Annotated in this window: 19 protein-coding genes and 1 pseudogene; 6 read left to right on the forward strand and 14 right to left on the reverse strand. The window is 60.5% G+C overall.

Annotated features, from left to right (window positions below; translation table 11 throughout):
* Positions 1 to 91 precede the first annotated feature (91 nt).
* Positions 92 to 1,111, reverse strand: a pseudogene (locus DDF78_RS09950) (ABC transporter ATP-binding protein); the annotation flags it as partial.
* 294 nt (positions 1,112 to 1,405) lie between these two features.
* On the opposite strand from DDF78_RS09950, the gene DDF78_RS09955 reads away from it, so the two are divergent.
* A complete protein-coding gene (locus DDF78_RS09955) occupies positions 1,406 to 1,882 on the forward strand; it encodes a hypothetical protein (RefSeq protein ID WP_152581578.1) in 477 nt (158 codons plus the stop codon).
* Positions 1,883 to 2,065: 183 nt separating this feature from the next.
* Here DDF78_RS09955 and DDF78_RS09960 read toward each other — a convergent pair whose 3' ends face one another.
* The 10 genes from DDF78_RS09960 to DDF78_RS10005 all read right to left on the reverse strand — a co-directional run bounded on the left by DDF78_RS09960 (position 2,066) and on the right by DDF78_RS10005 (position 14,814).
* Complete coding sequence (locus DDF78_RS09960; protein WP_152581579.1) at positions 2,066 to 3,544, reverse strand: Maf family protein; 1,479 nt, start codon at positions 3,542 to 3,544, stop codon at positions 2,066 to 2,068.
* 21 nt (positions 3,545 to 3,565) lie between these two features.
* Entirely contained in the window at positions 3,566 to 4,621 is a 1,056-nt protein-coding gene (thrB, locus tag DDF78_RS09965; RefSeq protein ID WP_152581580.1) for a homoserine kinase, read from the reverse strand.
* Between the two features lie 46 nt (positions 4,622 to 4,667).
* The gene (locus DDF78_RS09970; RefSeq protein WP_152581581.1) at positions 4,668 to 5,981 is read right to left on the reverse strand and encodes a homoserine dehydrogenase; all 1,314 of its coding nucleotides are present in this window, start codon (positions 5,979 to 5,981) and stop codon (positions 4,668 to 4,670) included.
* Between the two features lie 149 nt (positions 5,982 to 6,130).
* Positions 6,131 to 7,750 carry a diaminopimelate decarboxylase family protein gene (locus DDF78_RS09975; protein ID WP_152581582.1) on the reverse strand — a complete coding sequence of 540 codons (1,620 nt, stop codon included), beginning with the start codon at positions 7,748 to 7,750 and terminating at the stop codon, positions 6,131 to 6,133.
* Positions 7,751 to 7,829: 79 nt separating this feature from the next.
* Entirely contained in the window at positions 7,830 to 9,626 is a 1,797-nt protein-coding gene (gene argS / locus DDF78_RS09980) for an arginine--tRNA ligase (protein ID WP_152581583.1), read from the reverse strand.
* Between the two features lie 242 nt (positions 9,627 to 9,868).
* Positions 9,869 to 11,470 (reverse strand): glycoside hydrolase family 30 protein, encoded by a 1,602-nt coding sequence (locus DDF78_RS09985; RefSeq protein WP_237564647.1) that lies wholly within the window; start codon positions 11,468 to 11,470, stop codon positions 9,869 to 9,871.
* A 726-nt stretch (positions 11,471 to 12,196) separates the two neighbouring features.
* Positions 12,197 to 12,586, reverse strand: coding sequence for a Rid family detoxifying hydrolase (locus tag DDF78_RS09990; RefSeq protein ID WP_152581584.1), 390 nt, complete (start codon positions 12,584 to 12,586; stop codon positions 12,197 to 12,199).
* A 306-nt stretch (positions 12,587 to 12,892) separates the two neighbouring features.
* A complete protein-coding gene (locus DDF78_RS09995; RefSeq protein WP_434734875.1) occupies positions 12,893 to 13,144 on the reverse strand; it encodes a GlsB/YeaQ/YmgE family stress response membrane protein in 252 nt (83 codons plus the stop codon).
* A 159-nt stretch (positions 13,145 to 13,303) separates the two neighbouring features.
* The gene (locus tag DDF78_RS10000) at positions 13,304 to 13,903 is read right to left on the reverse strand and encodes a GNAT family N-acetyltransferase (protein WP_152581585.1); all 600 of its coding nucleotides are present in this window, start codon (positions 13,901 to 13,903) and stop codon (positions 13,304 to 13,306) included.
* A gap of 20 nt (positions 13,904 to 13,923) precedes the next feature.
* A complete protein-coding gene (locus tag DDF78_RS10005; RefSeq protein WP_162000806.1) occupies positions 13,924 to 14,814 on the reverse strand; it encodes a class I SAM-dependent methyltransferase in 891 nt (296 codons plus the stop codon).
* 318 nt (positions 14,815 to 15,132) lie between these two features.
* Here DDF78_RS10005 and DDF78_RS10010 point away from each other — a divergent pair, with 318 nt between their 5' ends.
* Both DDF78_RS10010 and DDF78_RS10015 read left to right on the forward strand, forming a co-directional pair.
* A complete protein-coding gene (locus tag DDF78_RS10010; protein WP_162000807.1) occupies positions 15,133 to 15,711 on the forward strand; it encodes a HutD/Ves family protein in 579 nt (192 codons plus the stop codon).
* A gap of 289 nt (positions 15,712 to 16,000) precedes the next feature.
* Positions 16,001 to 17,443, forward strand: coding sequence for an ATP-binding protein (locus DDF78_RS10015; RefSeq protein ID WP_152581588.1), 1,443 nt, complete (start codon positions 16,001 to 16,003; stop codon positions 17,441 to 17,443).
* A gap of 205 nt (positions 17,444 to 17,648) precedes the next feature.
* Here DDF78_RS10015 and DDF78_RS10020 read toward each other — a convergent pair whose 3' ends face one another.
* The gene (locus DDF78_RS10020; RefSeq protein ID WP_162000808.1) at positions 17,649 to 18,563 is read right to left on the reverse strand and encodes a DMT family transporter; all 915 of its coding nucleotides are present in this window, start codon (positions 18,561 to 18,563) and stop codon (positions 17,649 to 17,651) included.
* Positions 18,564 to 18,651: 88 nt separating this feature from the next.
* On the opposite strand from DDF78_RS10020, the gene DDF78_RS10025 reads away from it, so the two are divergent.
* Both DDF78_RS10025 and DDF78_RS10030 read left to right on the forward strand, forming a co-directional pair.
* On the forward strand, positions 18,652 to 19,527 hold the full coding sequence (locus DDF78_RS10025) for a LysR family transcriptional regulator (protein ID WP_162000809.1): 876 nt from the start codon (positions 18,652 to 18,654) through the stop codon (positions 19,525 to 19,527).
* 14 nt (positions 19,528 to 19,541) lie between these two features.
* Positions 19,542 to 20,087, forward strand: coding sequence for a hypothetical protein (locus DDF78_RS10030; RefSeq protein ID WP_152581591.1), 546 nt, complete (start codon positions 19,542 to 19,544; stop codon positions 20,085 to 20,087).
* A gap of 276 nt (positions 20,088 to 20,363) precedes the next feature.
* On the opposite strand, the gene DDF78_RS10035 is transcribed toward DDF78_RS10030, so the two are convergent.
* The gene (locus tag DDF78_RS10035; protein ID WP_152581592.1) at positions 20,364 to 22,151 is read right to left on the reverse strand and encodes an ABC transporter ATP-binding protein; all 1,788 of its coding nucleotides are present in this window, start codon (positions 22,149 to 22,151) and stop codon (positions 20,364 to 20,366) included.
* Positions 22,152 to 22,784 carry a MarR family winged helix-turn-helix transcriptional regulator gene (locus DDF78_RS10040; RefSeq protein ID WP_202613267.1) on the reverse strand — a complete coding sequence of 211 codons (633 nt, stop codon included), beginning with the start codon at positions 22,782 to 22,784 and terminating at the stop codon, positions 22,152 to 22,154.
* Between the two features lie 199 nt (positions 22,785 to 22,983).
* Here DDF78_RS10040 and DDF78_RS10045 point away from each other — a divergent pair, with 199 nt between their 5' ends.
* Positions 22,984 to 23,247 carry a hypothetical protein gene (locus DDF78_RS10045; protein ID WP_152581593.1) on the forward strand — a complete coding sequence of 88 codons (264 nt, stop codon included), beginning with the start codon at positions 22,984 to 22,986 and terminating at the stop codon, positions 23,245 to 23,247.
* Positions 23,248 to 23,257: the final 10 nt, after the last annotated feature.

A 23,257-nucleotide genomic window follows, 5' to 3' on the forward strand; every position in this document is an offset into this window, starting at 1 on the left:
GCCGGTACACCGTCGACCGCTCAGCAGGCAGCTGATTGTTCGCGAACGTTCCGGCTTGATGCGCAGGCATGGATCGCTGCTGCGCCACAGTGGGTGCGGCATTGTGTGGCAGTGCAGAAGCGGGCTGATTCGCTGCGGATGTCGGCTGTTGCGCAGGTTGCGTAGGCTGCACAGGTTGCGCCGCCGCTTGCTGACTGCGATTCGCGCGGCGCGGCTCCGCTTGCGAAAGCCGGCCGTCGCTCATCGTGACCATGCGCGAGCAGAATCCGGCGACGTTGACATCGTGCGTGACGACGATGACGGCGGCACCGCAGTCGTGCGCGGCCTGCATGAGGATGCCCATCACTTCGCGGCCCGTGGTCTGGTCAAGCGCTCCGGTCGGCTCGTCGGCGAAGACCACGGCCGGCTCGATGCACAGCGCGCGGGCGATGGCGATGCGCTGCATCTGCCCGCCGCTCATCTCGCCCGGGCGCTGCGCGGCAAGATGGCGCAGACCGAGGCGTTCGAGCCACAGCATCGCACGGTCGGTGGCCTGCTCGTAAGACAAGCCGCCCAACATCAGCGGCAAGGCGATGTTCTCCACAGCCGGCAGCTCGGGAAGCAGCTGACCCGACTGGAAGACGAAGCCGAATGCTCCGCGCCGCAGCTTGGTGCGCTCGGCGTCTTTCATCGCGGTCAAGTCGTTGCCTTGGAAGCGCACGGTGCCGCTGGTGGGCCGGATGATGCCGGCGAGCGCATGCAGCAGCGTCGTCTTGCCCGAGCCGGAAGGCCCCATCACCGCGACGCTCTCCCCCGCGGCGAGCGCGAAACTCACATGATTGAGCGCCAAGGCGTGCGGCACAGCAGGCATGGCGTTGGGAGAGCTGTTGTATGAGGTGCTGTTATACGGGGCGCCGGCTTGCGGAGCGCCCGCTTGCAGAGCTCCAGGGACTGCCGCCACGCCGGTTGCGCCATGCTCCGACCGCGCCCGGGCGATGTCGGCGGAATAATCCATCACGAGGTCGTTCGACTCAAGGACGATGCGGCCCGGCTGTGTCGCGTCATAGTTTGCCATTGGCGATGCGCCCGGAATTACCGTGCTCTGTGTTGGAGATTGCCAGGCCGGCGGCATCGAATCGCTACGCTGCGCTGAATTACGCGCTGCCGAATTACGCGCCGTAAAAATCCGCGTCCCCGAAATCAGCAGTGCTGCGTTCCGTGTCATTGTGCTCAGTATTGTGTTCATGCCTTTGAGCCTACGTACGCAACAATTCCGTCGTTATCGGGCAACGGGATGATTCCGGTGCAATTCGGCGCTCGCGCCTCATTCTCAAGGACTATGCGGCAGCGTCTTGCCACCATTCGCGCACACTCGATTGCAGCCATGACACAACGCCGATATGGCAAGCCGTTACTATGATTCGCTATGCCTACACTTGCCCAGAATCTTGCCATCGGACTTGCCGTATTCGCGTATATCCTCTACCGGCAGCTGCACACCCGGCCGGTGAAGGGTCGTTCGCTGCTGCCGTGGATCCTGCTTGCGCTCGGCGCGGTGCAAATCGCGGGGACGACGGGTCGTCATGGACCAGGCAGCCACGTTGGGGCGTTCAACACCGATCTGCTCGTAGTCGTGGCCGCCATGCTCATCGGCGCGGGTTTCGCATGCGCCAGAGCGTACACCTTGCGTATCTGGGTCGATAAGGGCATCGCGTATCGCAAAGGCAACGTGTGGACGGCGCTGCTCTGGATGCTGTCCATCGCCGTGCATTTCTCGCTGGACGCCTTCGTGCACACGCCCGGGCTGGCGGGCACATCGCTTGAGGCCTATTTCGGACTCATGCTGCTCATTCAGCGCGAAATCGCAATACGGCGCGCGGCGAAACTGCAATCTGCGATATAAGCCACTCGCCGGCACGTATGCGTAGCTTTTTGTACGCTAACTCGAGTCTGCCGTATGAAATGCAACGTTATGAGGCTCGATTGCGTTGCATTATGCACGTCAGCGTCGAGTTAGCGTACAAAAGAATACGCAGCAGAGCGACGCAAACCGCCAACATGGAACAGCGCATCGCGAACGCTTCGGCTATGCAGACTGTTCGACAGCAGCGTTGCCCGGTGCAGCATGCAAAACGCCATACGACGCGGCAAGCCCTTGCAGTCGCGCTGCAAAGTTGGGCCAGTCGGTGCGCAAGGCGGTCAGGAGACGGCGATCGGGGACCTGGTCGAAGGGCACCCATTCGATTTCGAGGCTTTCATCGTCGTTGGCGCAGGGCATGACGCGGCGGCCGGGCTTTTCGAAGGCGAACACGGTGGTGTAGGCCCACGGACCGTGCTCCTCGCGGTAGGAGCCGACCACTTCGATGTCCTGTGACGTGATATTGGCCTCCTCGAAGCTCTCGCGAAGCGCCCCTTCGATCGGGCTTTCGCCGTCGGCGATGGCACCGCCGGGAATGCCCCAAGCACCGCCTTCGGCACTCCACACGGCGCGGTGCTGCATCACGATGTCGCTTACGGCACCAGTCTGCGGGTCGCGACGTGCCAGCAGCACGCCGGCGGCCCCGTTCGTGCCCCAATGACGACGCCCGCACGCGCAGCTCACCCAGCCATCGCCCGGCTGATGCACGGTTTCCTTGGGCGGAACGGGCTGTGTCGCGTCCTTTTTGCTCGTACCCGCTGGAACGCCACGGCTGACATTCCACAAGTCGGTCCATTCGATGCCGAGTTGTGCAGTCAAATGGCGCAGCAGCGGCAGGCTCACGCCCATCACGCCGTGCGGGTCGCCGTCGATGCCCTCGATGAATGCGGAGCCGAAGCCCTCCAAAGTGAATGAGCCAGCGACTTCCAGCGGCTCGCCGGTGGCGATGTACCGCTCGATCTCCTGATCGGAATAGTTGCCGAATCGCACTGTGGCGTGGCTTGCGCCGCGAGACACATGCCCCGTAGCGAAATCGATGACGCAGTGCCCGGTCCACAATTCGCCATCATGGCCGCGCATCGCACTAAGCCGCCGCTGCGCCACATCGGCGTCATGCGGCTTGCCGTAGCATTCGCCATCAAATAGGAACATCGAATCGCAGCCGATGATAAGCGGCCCGACCGCGCTGTGGGCGATGCCGTCGTGGTTGGCCAGCACTTGAGCAATCGGCTCGGAAGCGGTCGGCACATCGATGCCGGAGAAATCGCGGGTGAAGGTCGAGCGCTCAGCAGGCTCGGAGCCCTTGGTATCGTTGTCGTTGCTGCCGTCGTTGGCTTCGCTGGTCTCGCGCGATGACGCCACAGCCTGCAGCGGATAGGCGGTTACCTGGTCGCCGTGCGCCTCGTCGGCCGCGCCCGCCACGTCTCGGTAGGCCCGGAACACGGCCTGTGCCTTGGCTTGAGCGAGTATCATCACGCGCTGCCCGATGCTCAAATCCTGCACCGTCACCCCGGACTGCGCAGCAGCGCGTTCCAAAGCGGCCGGCTCGTCCACATGCGAGACGCGGATGATCGGGCATACGCCTGCGGTGTACAGCACGTCGCGGCGCGACGGCGACTGCGATGCGAGCACGACTGGTATCGACAACTTCAGGCCTCCTCGATGGCGTTACTTAGCTTCGACCTCGACGCCGGTGGTGTTGACGCTCAGGTGCAGCACCCGCCAGATTCCCGATGACAACTGCCGCTGCGCGATGCGTTCGATGACCTCAGAAGCCGAACCGCTGTGCAGCACCAGCACGCACGGGCCTGCGCCGGAAATGGCCGCAGCGAAGCCCTGCGCACGCAAAGCCTCGATAAGCTCCCATGACGGAGCCATGAGATCCTTGCGATAGGGCTGATGCAGGCGGTCCTGCGTGGCGGCGAATAGCAGCGTGTTGGCATCTTCACGCAACCCCGCGTCATATGAACTGGCACCACGCGGACCCATCGCCGCGGGCAGCAGCGCTATGCGCGATAGGTTGAATGCCGCGTCCGCATAAGGCACCTTCGCGGGCAGCGCCTGTCGAGCCAGCTCGGTTGACTGCTCGAAGTCGGGAATGAAGACACATGCGCGAATCGCGTCGTCGACCGGGTACATCGTGGTGTGGAACCCGACCGACAGCGGCTCGCCGTCGCGAATCGGCACCGAACCAACGCCCTCTCCAGCGTCGAAGCGCCATGAAACCGTCAGCCCGCCGAACACCGCCGGCGCGACATTGTCAGGGTGGCCTTCGATGGACGCGGCCATGTCGAATACCGACTGCCGGTCGAAATGCTCGCCATGCGCGAACGCCGCAGCCGCGCTGATGCCGGCGACAATCGCCTCGGCGGAGGAGCCCATGCCGCGCGCCTGCGGAATGCGGTTGTGCGCCTCAAGCGTGAAGCCGAGCCGCCCCAGTCCGAAGACCTGACAGGCCTTGCGGAAGGTGGAAACCACCAGATGGGTTTCATCGCGCGGCAGCGTGTCTTCCCCCTCGCCGTGGATGATCACGCGCACGGAATCATCAGTGGCGTCATCAGTGGCGGAGCCGCCAGCTGCAGCACCATCAGCCGGGCTGTCATTCAGCGTGAACTTGAGCTCATCGTAATAGTCGAGGGCCAGCCCAACGGTGTCGAAGCCGGACCCCAGATTGGCGCTGGTCGCCGGAACGCGCACATGCACCTGACGGAATAAGGGATTCATAGATGAAGTCTTCCTTTGAAGCTTTGCTGCATATCAGTGCCGCATATCAGTCAAGCACTCGCAGGATCGACGGCGTGCCGGTCACGAAATCGAGGCTGCACACCGCCTTGACGGTCTCGCGCAGGGTCAGCTCGTCGCACTGATGCGTCACGATGCGCAGCTGCTGCAATTCGCCCGAATAGCCCGGATCGTGGCGCGTTGGCTGCAAATCCTGGTTCACGCCGTTGATCGACACGCCGCGATCGGCGAACTCCGTGGCGATGGCGGCGAGTACGCCGGGCTTGTCGTGAATCAGGAAACGGACGGCAAATGCCGCCTTCGAAGCGTCGATCGGCGCCTTGGGCAGGTCCTTGTAGAGCGGGATGGAAGGCCCGGTGCAGCCCTGCGCGATATGCCGCGCCTCGGTGACGATGTCGCCCACAACTGCGGAGGCAGTAGGCGCGCCACCGGCCCCGCGGCCGTAGAACATCAGGTCGTCGGCCGCCTCGGCGTGCACGAAGACCGCGTTGAAGCTGCCATGCACCGAGGCGAGCGGGTGGTTCTCGTCGATCAGCGCCGGGTAGACGCGGGCCGAAACCCCGGCCTCGCCGTTCTCCACGACGGCCAGCAGCTTGACGACCTTGTGCTCGGCGGTCGCGGCAGCGATGTCGTCGGCAGTGATCGAGGTGATGCCTTCGACGGTCACATCGTCGATGCTCGTGGCAGTGTGGAAGGCGAGCGTGGCCATAATCGCAGCCTTGTTCGCCGCATCCTCGCCCTCGATGTCGCCGGTCGGATCGGCCTCAGCGTATCCCTTGGCCTGCGCGTCATTGAGCGCTACCTCGAAGTCCAGCCCCTTGGTGGTCATCTCGTCGAGAATGTAGTTTGTGGTGCCGTTGACGATGCCGAGCATGCTGCTCACCCGGTCGCCGACCAGCGATTCGCGCAGAGGTCGCACGAGCGGAATCGCGCCGCCTACCGCCGCCTCGAAGTAGATATCGACGCCGTGCTCGTTCGCAGCCTGATAGAGCTCCGGGCCGAATTTCGCCAGCAGCGCCTTGTTCGCTGTCACGACGCTCGCCCCGGCTTCGATGGCCGTGAGCACGAAGGTGCGCGCAGGCTCCAGCCCGCCGATAAGCTCCACAACGATGTCGGCACGTTGGCACAGCTCGGCCGTATCGGTCGTCAGCAGCGCCTTATCGATCCACGGCGCATCGACCTTGTCAGGATTAAGGCAGGCCACGCCAACCAGTTCGATGGGCCTACCAGTGCGTGCCGAAAGCTCGTCGCGCTGCTCGACCAGCAGCCGGGCGGTCTGCGAGCCGACCGTTCCTGCGCCAAGCAGCCCTACGCGGATTGGGGCCTCGTCATGCTGTGTCATAGTGTCCTTCCCAAGTGTGTCTCATGTGCCGTCACTGCCCCGCAGGGCAGCCGCAACGCCTTACGCCGATGCATACCACGTCTATTCTAAAGGTTCCCGTCGGCCTTCGCGCCGCATGCCCATGTCGGTACAGGTTAGCGCCGTAAGCATCAGTTGCTTACATCCCACGACAGCAGGTCATCGATGGTCTGGCGTCGTATCATCACATGCGCGCCGGACACGCCCACTGCCACGACTGCGGGAATCAGCGCCTGGTTGTAGTTGCTGGCCATCGTGCGGCCGTACGCGCCGGTCACTGGGATGGCGAGGATGTCGCCGCGCGTGATGTCGGCTGGGAGTTGGCATTCGTGCACGAGGATGTCGCCCGATTCGCAATGCGTGCCGACGACGCGCGCGAGCATGGTCTCAGGCGCACCAGATCGGCTCGCCAGCCGCACCGCGTAATCCGCGTCGTAGAGCGCCGGGCGAATGTTGTCGCTCATGCCGCCATCGACCGAAACGTAAGCCCGCTCGTTGATTGCGCTGCCGTCCTGCGCCGTGGTTCCCTGCGGCAAAGCGACATGCTTGATCGCGCCGACGCGGTAGAGCGTCACGCCGGACGGGGCTGCGATGTAGCGCCCCGGTTCGAAGGAGATAACCGGCGCGGGCATGCCCAGCGCGTCGTTGGTCGCGGTCACAGCGTCGGCCAGCCGGCCGAGTTCGACGTCGATATCCATCGCGTCTTCGGCGTCGGTGTAGGCCACGGAGTAGCCGCCACCCAAGTCCACTTCGGGCAGGGTGTAGGCGTTGGTGGCGTAGAAGGTCTTGCGCAGCAGCATCATGCGCTTGGCCGCCTCGATGAAGGCGTTGGCGTCATGAATCTGCGAGCCGATATGCGAGTGGATGCCGACGAGTTCGAGATCGTCGCTCAGCCCGGCAATCGTCGCGAGCACAGCATGCGCGGGGCCATCCGCCACCGCCTGCATCGCGTCGGCGAGCGCACGGTCCGTGGCTGAGACCTCGTTGCCGTGCAGGTCGTAGGGGTAGCGCACGTCGTACTGCAGCTGGCGTTCCTGCGAGTCTTGAGGCTCTTGTGATTCAGTTGCCTGTTGCTGCGCCGCTGTATCCTGCCGTTTCGGCATAATGCGGGCGTTCGTCACGGCGGGCGTGGCGGCGGCGATCATATCGTCCAGAATGCCGAGCACTGCGGTCGGCGTGCCGGCCGGCAGCAGCGCCACGCCGAATTTCTGGTCTTCGTGCGCCGTGGAAATATACTCATGCCCGCCTGCGTGGATGCCGGATGTGACGCGCAGCATGACCTTGGCGCGTTTGCCGAGCTTGTGTGCGATGGCAGCGATGCGGGCAGGCTCGCCCGGCTCGTCGACGACGATTTTGGCGAAGCCCTGCTCGACGGCGAGCGCGATCTCCTCGTCGGACTTGTTGTTGCCGTGCAGCACCAGCCGCCGGCCTGGAACCCCTGCGGCCAAAGCGATGCGCATTTCGCCTATCGAACACGTATCAACGAACATGCCCGCCTGGGCCACGATGCGCACGACTTCCTTGGACAGGAAAGCCTTGCCTGCGTAGCTCGCATGGGTTGTCGTGTTGCGGAAGGCCTTCGCCGCCGCAGCGACGAAGCGCCGTGCGCGCGCGGAGACCTCGTCCGTGTCCATGACATACAGTGGCGAGCCGAATTCGCCTAGCAGGGACGAGGCGGTGCGTCCGTGGAAGGTCATCTCGCCGGAATCATTGATATCCGTGGCTTCGGGCCAAATCGGCGTCACGCCCATATGCTGCTCCTTGCTTGCTGTGTGTTGTATGTCCCGCTGTGTTGTATGTGGCCGGTTATGACTGGTCGTAGCGTAATTCCTACATCTGCTGCGGGGCGCTGACCCCGAGCAGATCAAGCCCCGATGCGATGACGGTGCGCACGGCGTCGTTGAGCTTGAGCCGTGCCGCGGCACGCGTCGGTTCCGGGTTCTTGGCGATGCGCAATGCCTCGCGCGCCTCCTCCGGCTCGCGCTCCTCAGGGTCGGTCAACGCCATCGGCACGACGCGTTCGAGGTTGTACCACTTGTGATAGGCGGATGCGAGGTCCTCCAGATAATGCGCCACGCGATGCGGCGCACGCGAATCGCCCGCCTGCGCGAGCACCGAGGGCCACTGCGCGAGCGCCGCCAGCACCACTCCGTCCGCTTCGGTGTCCAAAAGGCTGAGATCCGCATTGTCCGCGCTGATTGCGGCGGCCTCGGCATTGCGCCCAACGTTGCAGGAACGCGCATGGGCATACTGCACGTAATAGACCGGATTCTCGTTGGTGTGCGAGGCAAGCAGGTCCAAATCGATGTCCACGCTTGTGTTGTAGTCGGTGCGCGCGAGCGAATACCGCGCCGCATCCACGCCGACTGCCTCAAGCAAATCGTCAATGGTGACGACGTTGCCGGCGCGCTTCGACATGCGTACGGCCTTGCCGTCCTTCATCACGTTGACCAGCTGGCCGATGAGAATCTGCATGTTCTCGCCCGGCGTGTCGCCGAACGCCGCGCACATCGCCATCATGCGGCCGATATAGCCGTGATGGTCGGCGCCGAGCATGTAGATCGCCACGTCGGCCGGGTCCACGGCGCGGTGCCGCTTGTTCCAGTAATAGGCGATATCGGCGGCGAAGTAGGCGTAATTGCCATCCGACTTGATGATCACGCGGTCCTTGTCGTCGCCATGCTTGGTGGATGCGAACCAGGTCGCCCCGTCCTTCTCGAAGAGGTCGCCGTTTTCGCGCAAGACCGCGAAGGCCTTGTCCACCTCGCCGTCCTCGTACACGCTGTTCTCGTGGAACCACACGTCGAAGTTGACACGAAAATCAATCATCGACTGCTGGATTTCGGCGAACATCATCGGCACGGCGCGCTTGCGGAACTCTTCGCGCTGCTCGGAATCGCCTTCACCAAGCGCGTTGCCATCCTTGTCCACGCCGTCGTCGACGCGCGGCAGATTCAGGATATCGACGCCGTCGGCCTTGGCTTCGGCAATCACTCTGTCGGCGATTTCGTTGATATACGCGCCTTTATAGCCGTCAGCAGGCGTTTCCTCGCCGTGCGCCGCAGCGAGCAGGGATTTGGCGAAGCGGTTGATCTGCTCGCCGTGGTCGTTGAAATAATATTCGCGCACGACCTTCGCGCCGTTGGCTTCCAAAACCCTGGCCATGGAATCGCCGGTGGCCGCCCAGCGCACGCCGCCGATGTGAATGGGCCCGGTCGGATTGGCCGAAACGAATTCGAGGTTCAGCGTCTTGCCGCTCAGATGGTCGTTGCGCCCGTATTGTGCGCCCTGCTCGAGGACCGTGTCGACCACAGCCGCCGCCGAAGCGGAGTCGAGGGTGATGTTGATGAAGCCGGGGCCAGCGACCTCGACCGAGGCGATGCCTTCGGCATCGGACAGTTTGGCTGCGAATAACTGCGCGAGATCGCGCGGCTTCATGCCGGCCTTCTTGGCCAGTTGCATGGCGATATTCGACGACCAGTCGCCGTGGGCGCGGTCCTTCGGCCGCATCACGGCCAGCTTCTCGACCGGCGGGATCATCGCGTCATCCAGAGCGCCAGTATCAGGGCCTCCGGCCAGTTCATGGGCAATATCGCAAATCAATGCACTCAATGCTTCGGGATTCATTCTTATCAGTGTAGCTAATACGGCGACAGCGGAGTTCTTTCACGTTTTTGGCTCACACTTTTTTGCACCCGAGGAAAAAGTGTGAGCCAATCGCACACACCACATGGTAGCTTTGATCTGCACAAATGTTGGAATAGCAACGTTTACCGCTAGGCAAAAACGAACAACGAATGTTCGTTTGACTCACACTTTTTCGAGCATGACCAAAAAGTGTGAGTCGCATTGCAGAACACCACTAAATCTCAACGCTCCCACACCAGTGTGCTCAGCGAGCGCGGGGGTAGTTCGACCGGCCACAGCTCGCCTTCGGCCTGCACAGCGATGCGGCACGGGGCTGCGTCGCCGTTATTGACCACAAGCACCAGATGATTGCTCGGCGTAAGAAAAGCCACATGCTGCACGTCGGGCATATCGCGCGAAGCAGCACTGCCTACGCACTGCGAGCCGACCGGCACGAAACGGCCGAAATGGCCGATCACATAGTAATCCGCGTTCTTGGTGACCGCGCCGTTTGCACGATCGACTGTGAGCAGCCCGCGGTTTTGCGAATGCTGGCGGTCATGGCGCAGATAGTAGTAATCCGGGCCGCCGCTCGTATCCAGCGCGACGTTCCACAGCACCACGCATTGCGCCCAGTTGCGCAGCATCGCGATGACGCGGCTGCTCATGCGCAGCAAGGCCGCCTCCCAATTGCGCGGCCCCCAGTCGCCGCCCGAAGCCTCGGTAACCCAGATGCCTTTGCTCGGCCAGCACTCGTGAATCCGGCTCATCGTGGATGACGCCCCGCCGTAGTAATGCCACGCCGACCCGGCCACGGCCCGCAAGGCATCGTCGTGTGCGTAGAGCCTTTTCACGAACGCGCCGTCGGGATAGCGCCCGGTCGAATAGTTGTGATCCCAGCACATGATATTGATTTCACCCAAGCCCTCTGCACGTAGCCGGGGCGCGAGATAATCGGCGATGAACACGGCCTGTTCCTCGGGGCTCATCGCCATCGAAGGCCATATCGCCTGCGCATTATCCGGCTCGTTGACCGGCGTGAGACCGAACACGTCGAGGCCACGATCGCGGTACAGCCGCACGAACGCCGCCAGATAGCGGGCGTAAGCATCGTAATACGACCGACGCAAGCGTCCGACGCGGTGCGGCCAAGCCCAACGCCGGCCCAAGACGCTGAGATTCGTTTTCATCCACCACGGAGCGCTCCACGGCGAGGCGATGATGCGCAGGCCTTGCCGCTGCTGCGGCGCTGCGTCTCGTGTTGCAGCCCGCGCTGCTGTCCGTATCGCAGTCCGCACCACTGTCGGACCGGCACCTTGCCGCGCATTCTGTCGCCCATTCTCCTGTTCCACGCCACGTTCCATGCCTCGCAATGATGCAGCCTGAGCCGCCTTGAGCATCGGCAGAATCCGCTGCTCTTCCGGACCGAATTGCAGCGAGCGCAGCCGTCTGTCAGGCCATCGGCGCACGAATGAGTATGGCCGCGTCACATGATCGGAGGGCCCAATCGGCTGGCGCAGCATCGACAGCCCGATGCCCTCAACCGGGTCGAACAGGTCACGAATCATCTGGTCCGGTTCTGCGACCGCATGCGCCCACAAGTCAGCGGTCGCCTCGGTTATCGACGCTCCGAAGCCGTCAATCCGCTGCCGAAGATTTGCCGCATCCACCACGATTCGGGGCAACGAATCCACCGGTGCCCAAGCTGTTGCTGTTGTCGATTCGGCCGATGACCTCTCAGATACCGGCGCGGCCTCCCCCGGCACTTCAACTTCCTCCATGCAGTGCAGCAGGCCCGAGTCATCATCCCTAGCCTGAGTAACAACCATCCGCATGCCATTCATAGCCCAAGCATACGAACGCACGCCTACAGTGCGCGTGCGTTCACACTGCGTGAATGCACTGTCCGCCGCTCACTCATCATTCATTAGGCTGATTTCGGTGCGAAAATGCCTTTGCATGGTTTTGCCAAATATCGCCGCATTCCGAAAACTGCTGGAATTTCAACGATTTTGCGAGGAACGAGACGAGCAGATACTCGATGGCTATTTTGCGAAAGGCCTAATGAACGAAAAAAGCACCTAACGAACGTAGTTGCGCGGCGGTTAGCGGCGGATAGCCGCGCTTGCTACGATATTTCCTGATGGTTTCATAGGGAATGCGAATATCCATCTGGGTTTCCTGTTTGGGTGCGGCTATCGGGACGCAAAAGATCGTGTTGCTGCGTTCATTAGGTGCTTTTTTCGTTCATTAGGCTCTTTGCAAAGTAGACGACGAAATCAGCTAACACCACTTTGCTGGAATACCAACGTTTCCGACCCCTGACTGTTGCGTACTGCGGCGAGTGAGTCAGCGCAATTCATCCAAATGGGCCTAATGAATTTTCGAAGAGACTGCAGCGCATACACATTACAGATCGTACAAGCCAACGGAGGCTTTCGCGTTGCGGCGGAGCGAAGGCCATACCCCTAGCAAACCGTACGATCTTCATACAAATACACCGCAACGCAGAACAGCCTAGATACCAGGCGACACCAAGTGAGGAGTCTAAGCAGCCTCCCCCCAAAAGATCACGCAATTGCGATGGCATCGATCTCGACCAGCGCACCCTTGGGAATCGAGTTGCCGCCGAAGGCAACGCGGGCGGGCTTGACCGCGCCGGTGAAGCACTGCGCGTATTGCTTGTCGACCTCTGAAAAGTCCTCGACGTTGGCGAGATATATCGTGGCGCGCACGACGCGGCTGACGTCCGAGCCGGCTTCCTTCAATATGGCGGCGATGTTCTTCAACGACTGCGTGGCCTGTTCGGCGGCGCTCGCGCCCGCCAGTTCGCCCGTGGCTGGGTCGATGCCGAGCTGGCCCGAGACGAATACGAATCCGTTGGCCTTCACCGCCTGGCTGTATGCCCCCAAGGCGGCTGGTGCGGATGCGGTCGCTACTGCTTCGATGGCGTCACTCATGTGCTGTTCCCTCGTTTCCTTCGATGAATCCTCAACGTATATGTGTGCCGCGCGGCCCGGGTGGGCTGGTGGGCACTGTGTTCTGGACACAATGACCAATATAGACGCCCGATGTCACCGAAGGCATACTGGGCAGAAGCCAAGTGCCATGAACCTCAAGCTCATGCAAAGAAAAACATCGCAGGCCCCCGCCCATAAGGACAGAGACCTGCGATGTACAAGGCGAGCGAACGGCTATATTCGTTCAACAGTCGATATTCAATAATTGGCATTCAACAGTCGGCATTCAGCTGCCGATAATCACGCCTATTTATTGACCTTGCCCACGATGAACGAGACAATCAGCACGATAATCACCGCACCTACTATGGCAGGGATAATCGCTATTCCAGCCGCCTGCGGACCCCAAGAACCAAGAAGCGCTTGGCCGAGGGACGAACCCACAAGGCCGGCAACGATATTCGCAATCCAACCCATCGACTTGCCCTTGCTGGTGATGGCTCCTGCGATAGCACCAATGATGGCTCCTACAATGAGCACCCATATCCAATGCAACATGATCAGACCTGCTTTCTCTCAATGGCGTAACTGCTTGTGACGCTTGCAATTTTACCCGAGAGCAAAAGGTCGTGCGGGTCCGTTCTTAGCGAAAAAGCCTGGTTGCAAGTTGCGCTTCGTCCGCACAGTGCATCATCTGCACAACGCACCATCCGCACATCACCTCGCGGCACGCCACTGCGCTGCGGCTATCAGCCGCACCACGCCGTCATGGTATTCGTCAATCAGCGGGAAGTAATCGCACCTCGTCGTGCACACGACCTTCATTCCGCACTTTTTCATGACGCGCCCGGACTGCGGATTCGCCGCGTAATGGCCTCCCCACACGCCTTCGGCATGCAGCGTGTCGAAGGCGAATGCAAGCACCGCGTTCAGCGCCTCGGGCATGTAGCCCTTGCCCCAGAACGGCCGGCCAATCCAATAGCCCAGTTCCTTCGCATTGCGCAACGCCTCGCCATACTTCGCCGTGAGCTCGGCATCGGCGGTGATCGGATCGGCAATGTAATGGCTGACCGGCTTCAGCGCGATGCTGCCGACCGGCTCGCCGTAATCCTTGATGGTGATGGCCCAATTCCCGTCGACCGCAAGAACATTCTTGATGACGGACATGCTGTCTTCGACGCTCGTATGTGGCGGCCACCCGCAGCGCGGCCCGATTTCCGGATCGCTGGCGTAGCGGAACAGCGCCTCGGCTTCGGCCCGGTCGTCGGTTTTCCAAGGGCGCAGCAGCAAGCGCTCGGTTTCGATTGTGCTATTCATGCCCGCATCCTATCGCAAACTCAAGCAACTGGAACGTGCACGCGGTATTCGAAAGTCCATGCGACGCGGGCATGCTCGGACGTCAAAGCGAACTCCGGCGATGCAGGATCCATGAGATTGCACAGTTTCGCCCAATCGCCGTCGTCCAATGCAGCCCGGGCGAATGCACCGTGGAAGCACGCGAAGTCCTGCAGCACATATTCCTGCACCGCTTCGGGCAGTGGCGCACGGAACTCGACGGAGTCGGCCCAACTGTCAGTCAACGTCAGCCCAGGAAGGGCGCCGCTTGGCCATGTGTCGCCGCCATCGGCTCCCTGCGACGACCAACGGGCCATGCCTGTTTCAACTGCCGCCGCCACTCGCTCGGCGAATATGGGATCGGCAGCCGGAATCCAGTCGAGCGCAGTCGTCCACCGCAGCACGAGCCGGCCTCCCGGGCGCAGCACGCGCCGCACTTCCGGCAGCATGTCCGGCTGCCAGAAATTGCCTATCCAGACCATGTCAAATGAGCTGTCTGGATAGGGCAGCTGCTGTGTGGCATCAATGCAATCAAGCCGCAGGCCAGCTGCCGGGCCACAAGACTCGGCTGCCTCGATCATCGCAGGATTGGCATCGGCAGCCGTAACGCTTGCGGCACCTGCCGCCAGTACGATACGGCTGATCATCGCAGACCCGCAGGCAAGGTCAAGCACCTTCGCGTGTGTGGCACCTGCCCTCCTTGCCGAGCCAAGCGTGGAGTCAGCGCATGCCATTGCCGCAAGGGCGAGCCTCGCCGGGTAGGTCGCGGCACGCTGCGCCGGATTTCCCGCTCTGTCAGGCGTCGAGGCCGCTTCGGCTAGTCGCGAGTGATCGATGAGCTGAAGTTTTTCGCGGACATCCATCAAGGTGGGGAGCTGCGGCTCATCGGTCATACTGCCGTCCTTTTCGCTGGGCCTTGTGGCTTTCGTGCGCTGCATTGCGTTGTGTTGCGTTGTTTCATGATATTGTACTATGCCATCTCGGGCCTGTTCGCTGCCATGATGCTGCCATGAGTGGTTGTGCAGCGCGGAGACGGCTTGCTCGATTCGTCATAGTCGCACTGTCCATGTCCGGACAGACCATGTAGCCATATTCCCAGCCAAAAGCATGCTGGTTGCAATGCTGGTGACGAAGGCAACGCCACCGGAATCAGAACGCTATCAACCGCAATCACAAACCGCTATCGAGCCGCAATGCATAGGAGCCTAACCATGACGACGACAGTGCTGCACCACGACGACTACGCGCAGTCGCGCTGGAAGAATGGACTCGGCGTCACGCGCACAGTCGACATCGCTCCGGAAGATGCCAGCTTCGATACTTTCGCATGGCGGGTGAGCATGGCGGATGTCGGCGATCCGACGCCATTCTCGCCGCTTCCCGGCGTTGACCGCTGGCTCATGCCCGTCGCCGGATCGGGATTCGAGCTCACCATCAACGGCGTGCCATACCGCCCTGCGCGGGGCGAAGTCGTGCACTTCTCTGGCGACGACGAGGCTGCGGGCGGCGCGTCTGGCTCTGGGTCGCGCGACCTCAATCTCATGGTGCGACGCTCCCACGCCGCTGCCGACCTGCGCACACTTGCGATTGCCGCAAACGCACCGCTCGCCGCCCGCACGCTTACGGCGCATGGCGGTACCGTTCTGGCTATCCTGCTCGACGGCGATGCCGAAGTCGCCGGTGCCAAGCTGTCCACATTCGACGCAGTACGCCTCAGCGAGGATGCGCGCGAGGCCTTTGAGACTGCCGCAGGCTGCCTGCTCGCCGTCGCCTCGCTGGCAGGCCGCTAGCGTATCTGCCGCATCCACTGCACCCGTCGAATCTGCCGAATCCGCTGTATCCACCGAATCCGATGGCTGAATTGCAGCGAGTTGAGGGCGAGGGCGAATAACGTCCCGCCCTCAGCTTTTTGCATAGGAAGGCATGCAATGCGTAGGTCTTACCGCAGCATTAGCCCGACCAGCCGGTTTGCTCATCTTGCGCTTCCCATGTATTTTCAGATTAATGTGATTATAATTAAGTTAATCGTAAGCACATTAAATACATTGTGCTTCCCTGTCAAACCGCGAAGGAATAGTCATGGCATTTATTGGTCGCGAATATGAATTGCAGACGCTCAATCGTCTCGCAGATCAGCCAGGCTTCCACATGTGTGTCGTCTACGGCAGACGGCGCATCGGGAAAACGGCCCTGCTCTCTCGATTCTGCGAGAACCGGAAATCCTTGTGGTTCACGGCTCGCGAGCAGAGTTCCGCAGGAAATCTGCGGGATTTCTCCCAAGCCATCTATCGTTTCTTCTCCATTCCTACAGAAGCCGGAAGCATGGCGAACTGGGTGGATGCACTAAATTTCATTGCCCAGCAGGCCAAAAAACAACTCGATCAACCCTTTGTCTTTGTTTTTGACGAATTCCCTTACGCAGCACTATCGGAACGGTCACTGCCGTCGATATTCCAGATCGCTATCGATCATGTCTTCAAAGATACGAATGTCACTCTGATTCTTTGCGGAAGCAATGAGGGATTCATGGAAAGTGACGTGCTGAGCAGCAAAAGTCCTCTCTATGGGCGACGCAATGCCCAAATCAAGCTGCAAGCCTTCGACATGTTTGACGCCGTCAAATTCCTGCCGACAGCTTCATCATGGGAAGACAAAGTCAATTATTATGCGGCGTTAGGCGGAACTCCGTATTATCTCGAACAGATCGATCACAGCCTTTCCTTCGCCCAGAATATCGCGAATCTGTGTTTTTCGATGTCAGGGATACTCTACGAGGAACCTGCCATGCTCATGCGCCAGGAGTTGAGAGAACCAGCACTCTACAACTCCCTTCTCGACGCGATAGGAGCAGGTTGCACGAAGCCGAAAGAAATCGCCGAGCATGCCGGCGTCGATCACAATAGCGTCGGTGCATATCTGAAAACCTTGCAATCCCTAGGCCTCATCGAGCGCACCGTACCGTTCGGAGACAACCCTGCAAGCTCTCGAAAAGGGCTATGGGGATTCCGGGATCCGTTTTTCGCATACTGGTACCGCTTCGTCAGCCCAGCGACCGCTCTGATAGAAACCAGCACCGCGCAGGCGGCGGCCCATTACGCCACATCGGGCGAGGTCTTCTCAACGTATGTGGGACATCAGTTCGAGAGCATATGCTTGCAATGGCTGCTCAGGCAATGTCGACAGGGACCCATCGACTTCTCTCCCACAAGCTATGGACGCTGGTGGGGCAACGATTCCGAGGCACGTGCGCGGGCCGATATCGACATTGTCATGGCCGATTCACTGCATCGCACAGTACTGCTTGGAGAGTGCAAATGGCGCAATTCGATCAATGAGACCGAGGCGATTGAAACGCTTAAGAGACGCGAAAAACTCATCAGTACGAAGGGACGCAGGTCCTACTACTTCTTCACCAAAAATCCTCCGGCCTCATCCACGAGGGACAAGTCCAACCTCGACCCCAGTCTTACTATCGTAGACGCGGCCACGATGCTGGCTGACCAGAACGAGCCTCATTCGTAGCATGCCTGGATGACCCACGCAAATAGTCTGAATATCATTATTTGCTTGACTCACGATGCACGACCCTAATTCACATCCCCTGTGCCGGGCATACCGAACGCGAATCAATCGTATGGAATCTCGACGCCTCACCTCGCCATCTATGGCGCAACTATACCGAAAATGGTAACGTCGCGCCGTCGCGCCTCTCCTTGCTCGCCTATCGCTACCGGCTGCAGGCAATGGCTATCAGCACGGCTGCCGTTCCCGCGATGTGGTGAAGCGCGATGGGTTCGTGCAGGATGACGGCTCCTAGGGCGATTCCCACGAGCGGCGTCAGATAGGTGACCTGCGAGGCACGCAGCGAGCCCCATCGCGCGGTGATGTCGGTGTTCCACAGGTAGCCGAGGCCGGTGGAAAACACGCCAAGTATGAGTATTGCGATGATTGTTGACACGCTGAGCCGAGGGATTGAGTCGAATGCGCCGTTCCATGGCGAGATTGCCACGGTCAGCGTTGCGGCGATGAGCAGCTGCACAGCGGTGAGTCCAACGGGATCGCGCGCCGTGCCGGTCGGCACGAGAAAACGACGCATCCACACGTATGCGCACCCATAGCAGCAAGTGGCAGCGAGGCATGCCAACGCTGCGAGCCAGAACCGGGGACTACCGGCTGCCACCGTCAGCCGTTCTCCGCCGGGCTGCTTTTCCCACGGTGCCAGCACCAGAATAATTCCGGTCGCACCGAGCAGGACGCCTCTTATCTGCCTGGCGGTAAGACGCTCGCTGCGCAATGCGATCGCGCCGATGATAAGCGTCATCAACGGCGTGGTCGCGTTGAGCACTGCAGAAAGACTGGACGGAAGAAACTGCCCGGCCCAAGAGTAGAGCGCGACTGGAAGCACGAACATGAACACCGCGATGACCGCAAGATGCTTGAAGATACTCGCGCCCCGGGGCCAGGGACGATGCGTCACCAGCATGACAGCGGTTAGCGTCGCTGCGCCGAGCGCTAGGCGAAACAGCCCCACTTGAGCCGGGTTGAGTCCTCGCAGACTGATCTTGATCAGCAGAAAACTCGCGCCCCACAGCAGCCCGAGCAGACCGAATAATACGACAGTAGGCGTTTTATGGTTCTTCACATGCTTCATGTTCCTCATGTGCTTCAGATTGCGCGTATTATTGACATGAATCAAATCAATCGAATTCACCTAGACATGAAGGATGCTCATGGCAGTCACGCTTGCACAGCTCCGTGCGCTCGTCGCTGTGCATGATTTCGAAGGCTTTGCCGCAGCAGCGGATGAAATGGGAGTCTCCCAGTCGGCGGTTTCACATGCCATCACTGCGTTGGAGACCGAGCTTGATGCGACATTAGTCATTCGCAGGCCGGCAATCGCGCTCACCGCGCTTGGCTCCGAGCTCCTCCCCCACGCGCGTTCGGCACTTTCCTCCGCTGACGCCCTCGTGGCTACAGCGGCGCGCGCAGCAGGCAACCTCACCGGAACAGTGCGATTGGCGGCCCCGTCTACGGTCTGCTTCGGATTGCTGCCGAAGCTTCTCGCCGATTGGCAGCAGGCGTTTCCATCCATCACGGTAAGCGTCTTCGAGGGCGACGACCCGGAACTGGTCGAATGGCTTGACGACGGCGCTGCGGATGCTGCCATCCTCGTCAATCCGAGTCATATCCCCGCCGGAGCCGTGACAGTTGGCAAAGACCGCTATTGCGCAGTTCTGCGCGATGACCATCCGCTGGCCTCAGCCGAGAGCGTCACCGCCCGCGACCTCCTTGACGACCCGATTCTGATTTCCGGCGGCGGATGCGGCCCCGAAGTCACCGCGATGTTCCGAGCTGTAGACCCTCGTTTCGTTCCAGCGCAACGAGTGTATGACAATGCCGCACTGCTCAACTTCGTCGCGGCCGGGTTGGGCGTGACGGTCTTTCCCTCGATCGGCATGGGCTTGCTTGCGCCCAACACCCGAATGGTTCCCCTCGCTCCGGCCAAGGAGCGAAAGCTGATCTTCAGCGGGCCGTCGAACCGACCTTGGAGCCCGCTCGTTCAAGTCCTCATCAACACTGTCACGCCTTCCTTCGCCAAACTGTAAGAAGACGGCAATGAATGAACGCGGCACTCTCCCGGCAGATGACAAGAAGTCTCCTTGCCCACGCGGCTGAGTGCGGCCTTCTCACGGAAGAACCTTCATCGAATCGCGAGATTGAGCGCTTTATCAATACGCTGATTGACGGAATCAAAGCGTTGATTGACGGCGATGAACTCGTTGCTGAATTTAGCATCCATAGCCCGTATCTCGCTGCTGTTCCCGTCAATGCGTTTGCCCAGATTGGTCTCGACGCCATCGACGCGAGCGGTGAGACTCTTCTCAACGCCATCGATACGGATAGTGAGACCCTTTTCAACGCCATCGATACGCCCAGTAAGACTGGCTTCAACTTCGTCGATATGCCTAGTGAGACTGCTCTCGACACCGTCAATACGAGCGGTAAGGCTCTTCTCGACACCGTCAATACGCCTGCTGAGACCACTCTCGACACCATCGATATGCTTCTCGACACCGTTAATTTGCCTAGTGAGGCCGCTTTCAACGCCGTCGATGCGGAGGTTCGTGTCATCGATGCGCTTGGCAAGGCTTCGGTTGCCGGTTAGGACGAGCCTGGCCAGAGCCGCGCTGACAGCGAGGATTGCCGCGATGGTGGGGATGCTGTTGATGAGCATGTTCATGGCCAGGTTCCTTTCGTATGCCTTCAAGCATAGGTGATGGTTGCCATCTACGCTATCGGCCGGGTTCGCGCCCATGCAAGCGAAACAGGGCTATGTGGTCGAACGCTCGAACTTATCCACATCGTCGGCGTGTCGCAAGTAACGCAATGTGGATAACTCGTCCGGATGGACTCGCCCTCATACGCCTCACATACCTATATATCAGGCAACAATCTGCGTTGCCGTGGCATCCACTCTGAACTGCTCGCTGACGTATTTGGCGTAGGTCGCATGGCTGGCGACGAGCTCTTCGTGAGTGCCTGAGCCGGTGACCCGGCCATGCTCGACGAAGTAGATCCGGTCGCTGTCTACAATCGTGGCGAGCCTATGGGCGATCACGAGAGTCGTGCGGCCTTTCATCAGGTTCGCGAGCGCCTGCTGCACCATCATCTCGGATTCGCTGTCCAGACTTGCCGTGGCCTCGTCGAGCATGAGTATGGTCGGATTGCGCAGGAAGGCCCGGGCGATGGCGATGCGCTGGCGCTGGCCGCCCGAGATCTTGATGCCGCGCTCGCCCACTTCGGTCGACAGCCCTTGCGGCATCTGCTCGACGAATTCGCGGGCGAAGGCCAGCTCGAGCACATGCCACAGGTCATCATCGTCAAACGTGCCATCGAGTCCATATGTCAGGTTTTCGCGCACTGTGCCCGACATGATGGCGCTATCTTGGGAGACGAAGCCGATCTGATGCCGGTATGCCGTCAGATTCACGTCTCGGATATCGGTCCCATCGAAGCGGACGGCTCCTTGCGACGGGTCATAGAAGCGCTCCAGCAGGCTGAAGATCGTCGATTTTCCGCCTCCCGACGGTCCTGCAAAGGCAATCACCTGGTTGGGCTTCGCCTCGAAGGAGACATCGGTGAGCACCGGCTCTCCCGGCTCATAGGCGAAGCCGAGATGCTCGGCGCGAAGCGTGCGGCCCGCAAGGTCGACGTCGGAGCCAACGCTCAGGTCTTCCGATGCCTCGCCGAGTAGCTCTTGCACCCGTCTGGTGGAGCCGGCCGCCTTCGCCGTTTCGCTGAACAGCGAGGCGATGCCGCCGATGGAGCCCATGAGGTTAAACAGGTACATGATGAAGCTCATAAGCGTGCCGATGGCCATGGCGCCGATGGCGATGCGATGCATGCCGTACGCCAGCAGGCCGAAGATCATGCTCATCATGGTCATCATCATGATTGGCTGCATGACCGCGTCGAACACCGCCTCCTTGCGCCCGACTTTGAACAGTCTGTCGACCTCATGGTTGGCGCGGGTCTGCGCCTGCCGCTCCGCATTGGAGGTTTTCACCAGCCTGATTTCGCTCAGCGTCTCGCTGGCGATGCCGCTGAACCGGGCGAGGGCGTCCTGGCGCATATGGCCGATTCTGGAGCCGAACATCATCAGCGGAATCATGATGGCGAATACGACGGGTACGGCGATCAGCATCGCCAGGCTCATCCGCCAATCCATGCGCACCATCATGGCCACCGAGCCGATGATGAGTATGACGCTCGAGACAGTCTGGGGAAACGTGGTTGCCAGCAGCTGCTTGACCTGTGAGGTGTCGTTGACGAGCCGGCTTGAAGCTTCCCCGGCCTTGACGGTGTCGAAATATTTCACGCGCAGCGTGGTGAGCTTGTTCCACACGTTCTTGCGCAGATTCTGGATGACGTTCTCGCCGAATATTCCCAGCACGGTGCCGCCGAGCGCCGAAACGAGCGCGGAGGCGACGAACAGCAGCACCACTTTGGCCAGCAGCTGGTAGTCGATGCCTTTCGCGAAGCCGTTGACCAGCGATGAGGCCAGCTGCGGCACGTAGATCTGCACGCTTGACGAGGCGACAAGCAGGGCCACGCCAAGCGCCAGCAGGGAGTATTTCGGCTTGGTTGTTGCAATCAGCGACAGGAACTGCCGCATAGAGAATTTGGTGCCGTCTCGCCGCACCGCATCGTTTGGTCGCGCGCCGCTCATCTAGCGCCATCCCCTCTCGCGGGGGCCACCGCGATGTCCGTAGCCGCCGCGGAATGCCTCGCCCTCGTCCGGGAAGCCGCTGCGCCGCATCATATGCGCCCGGGCTCGGCCGAAGCGCGACGACATCTGGCTCAGTCGCCGCCAGCGCGCATCGTTGCCGAAGAGATCGAAGAGCTTGTGCTGGAATTCCTCGCCATCGATGCTGGCCTGCAGACGGGAAAGATAGCTGTCGAAGCTCGCTAGATCCTGTTGCGAGAAGCCCTTAAACAGGGCCTCGTTCAGCGCTGCGATGACGGAGTCACCCTGCTCGGCGCTTTCCCTGCCTTTGTCGGTGAGCCTGACGAAGGTGATTCTGGCGTCGTCTTCGGATTTCACCCGCGCGGCCATGCCCGCGCGCTCCAGTTTGTTGATGATCTGGGTGACGCTCGACGGCCGGATGTCGAGATATTCCGAGATACGGCCGGCCGTCACATTCTCCTCTTCGGAGAGCAGCCGCAGCGTCTCCAGCGTGTTATCGGTTTTCTCTTCGGCCTGCGTGGCGAAGATCAGAAAAGGCTGATAGCCGATGTCAGCTATCTTGTGCAGTATGTCATTGCGATTGACCATATCTGCCTCCATATCATTGTCATTCATCGTTATCGTTCATAACGAAATTAGTTAGTACGTTGTCGATCAACAAAACTAAATATACGACTATTATTTTGTTTGTCAAGTAATAAACTAACTAAATTATGCTGCGCGAAAATACGCACCCCCCCCACAGCTGCACATGATTCCGGTTCCCATATAGCACAAACTTGCGTGTACTCTATTATTGTCGTACAGTTATTTCATGGTACGGCAGTTCGGCATCGAGTTCACCGAATCCGCGGGAAAGCACGGGTTCACGTTTGACGATGTCCTATATGCGGCAAGACACATCATCCATAAAAGAACGTATCAGGAGAACGGCGAAACGTATCTCAAAATCACAGGACGACATCATGGCGACCCTTTGGTACCGAGTCTGGAAATCATCATGAAGATAACGGGCTCCGGGCAGCTTGTAGTCTTTCATGCGAATGCTGAACAAGCAGGGTTCTGGGACAGAGGCTAGGAAAGGAATA

This window comes from Bifidobacterium tibiigranuli (genome assembly GCF_009371885.1).
Taxonomy (GTDB): domain Bacteria; phylum Actinomycetota; class Actinomycetes; order Actinomycetales; family Bifidobacteriaceae; genus Bifidobacterium; species Bifidobacterium tibiigranuli.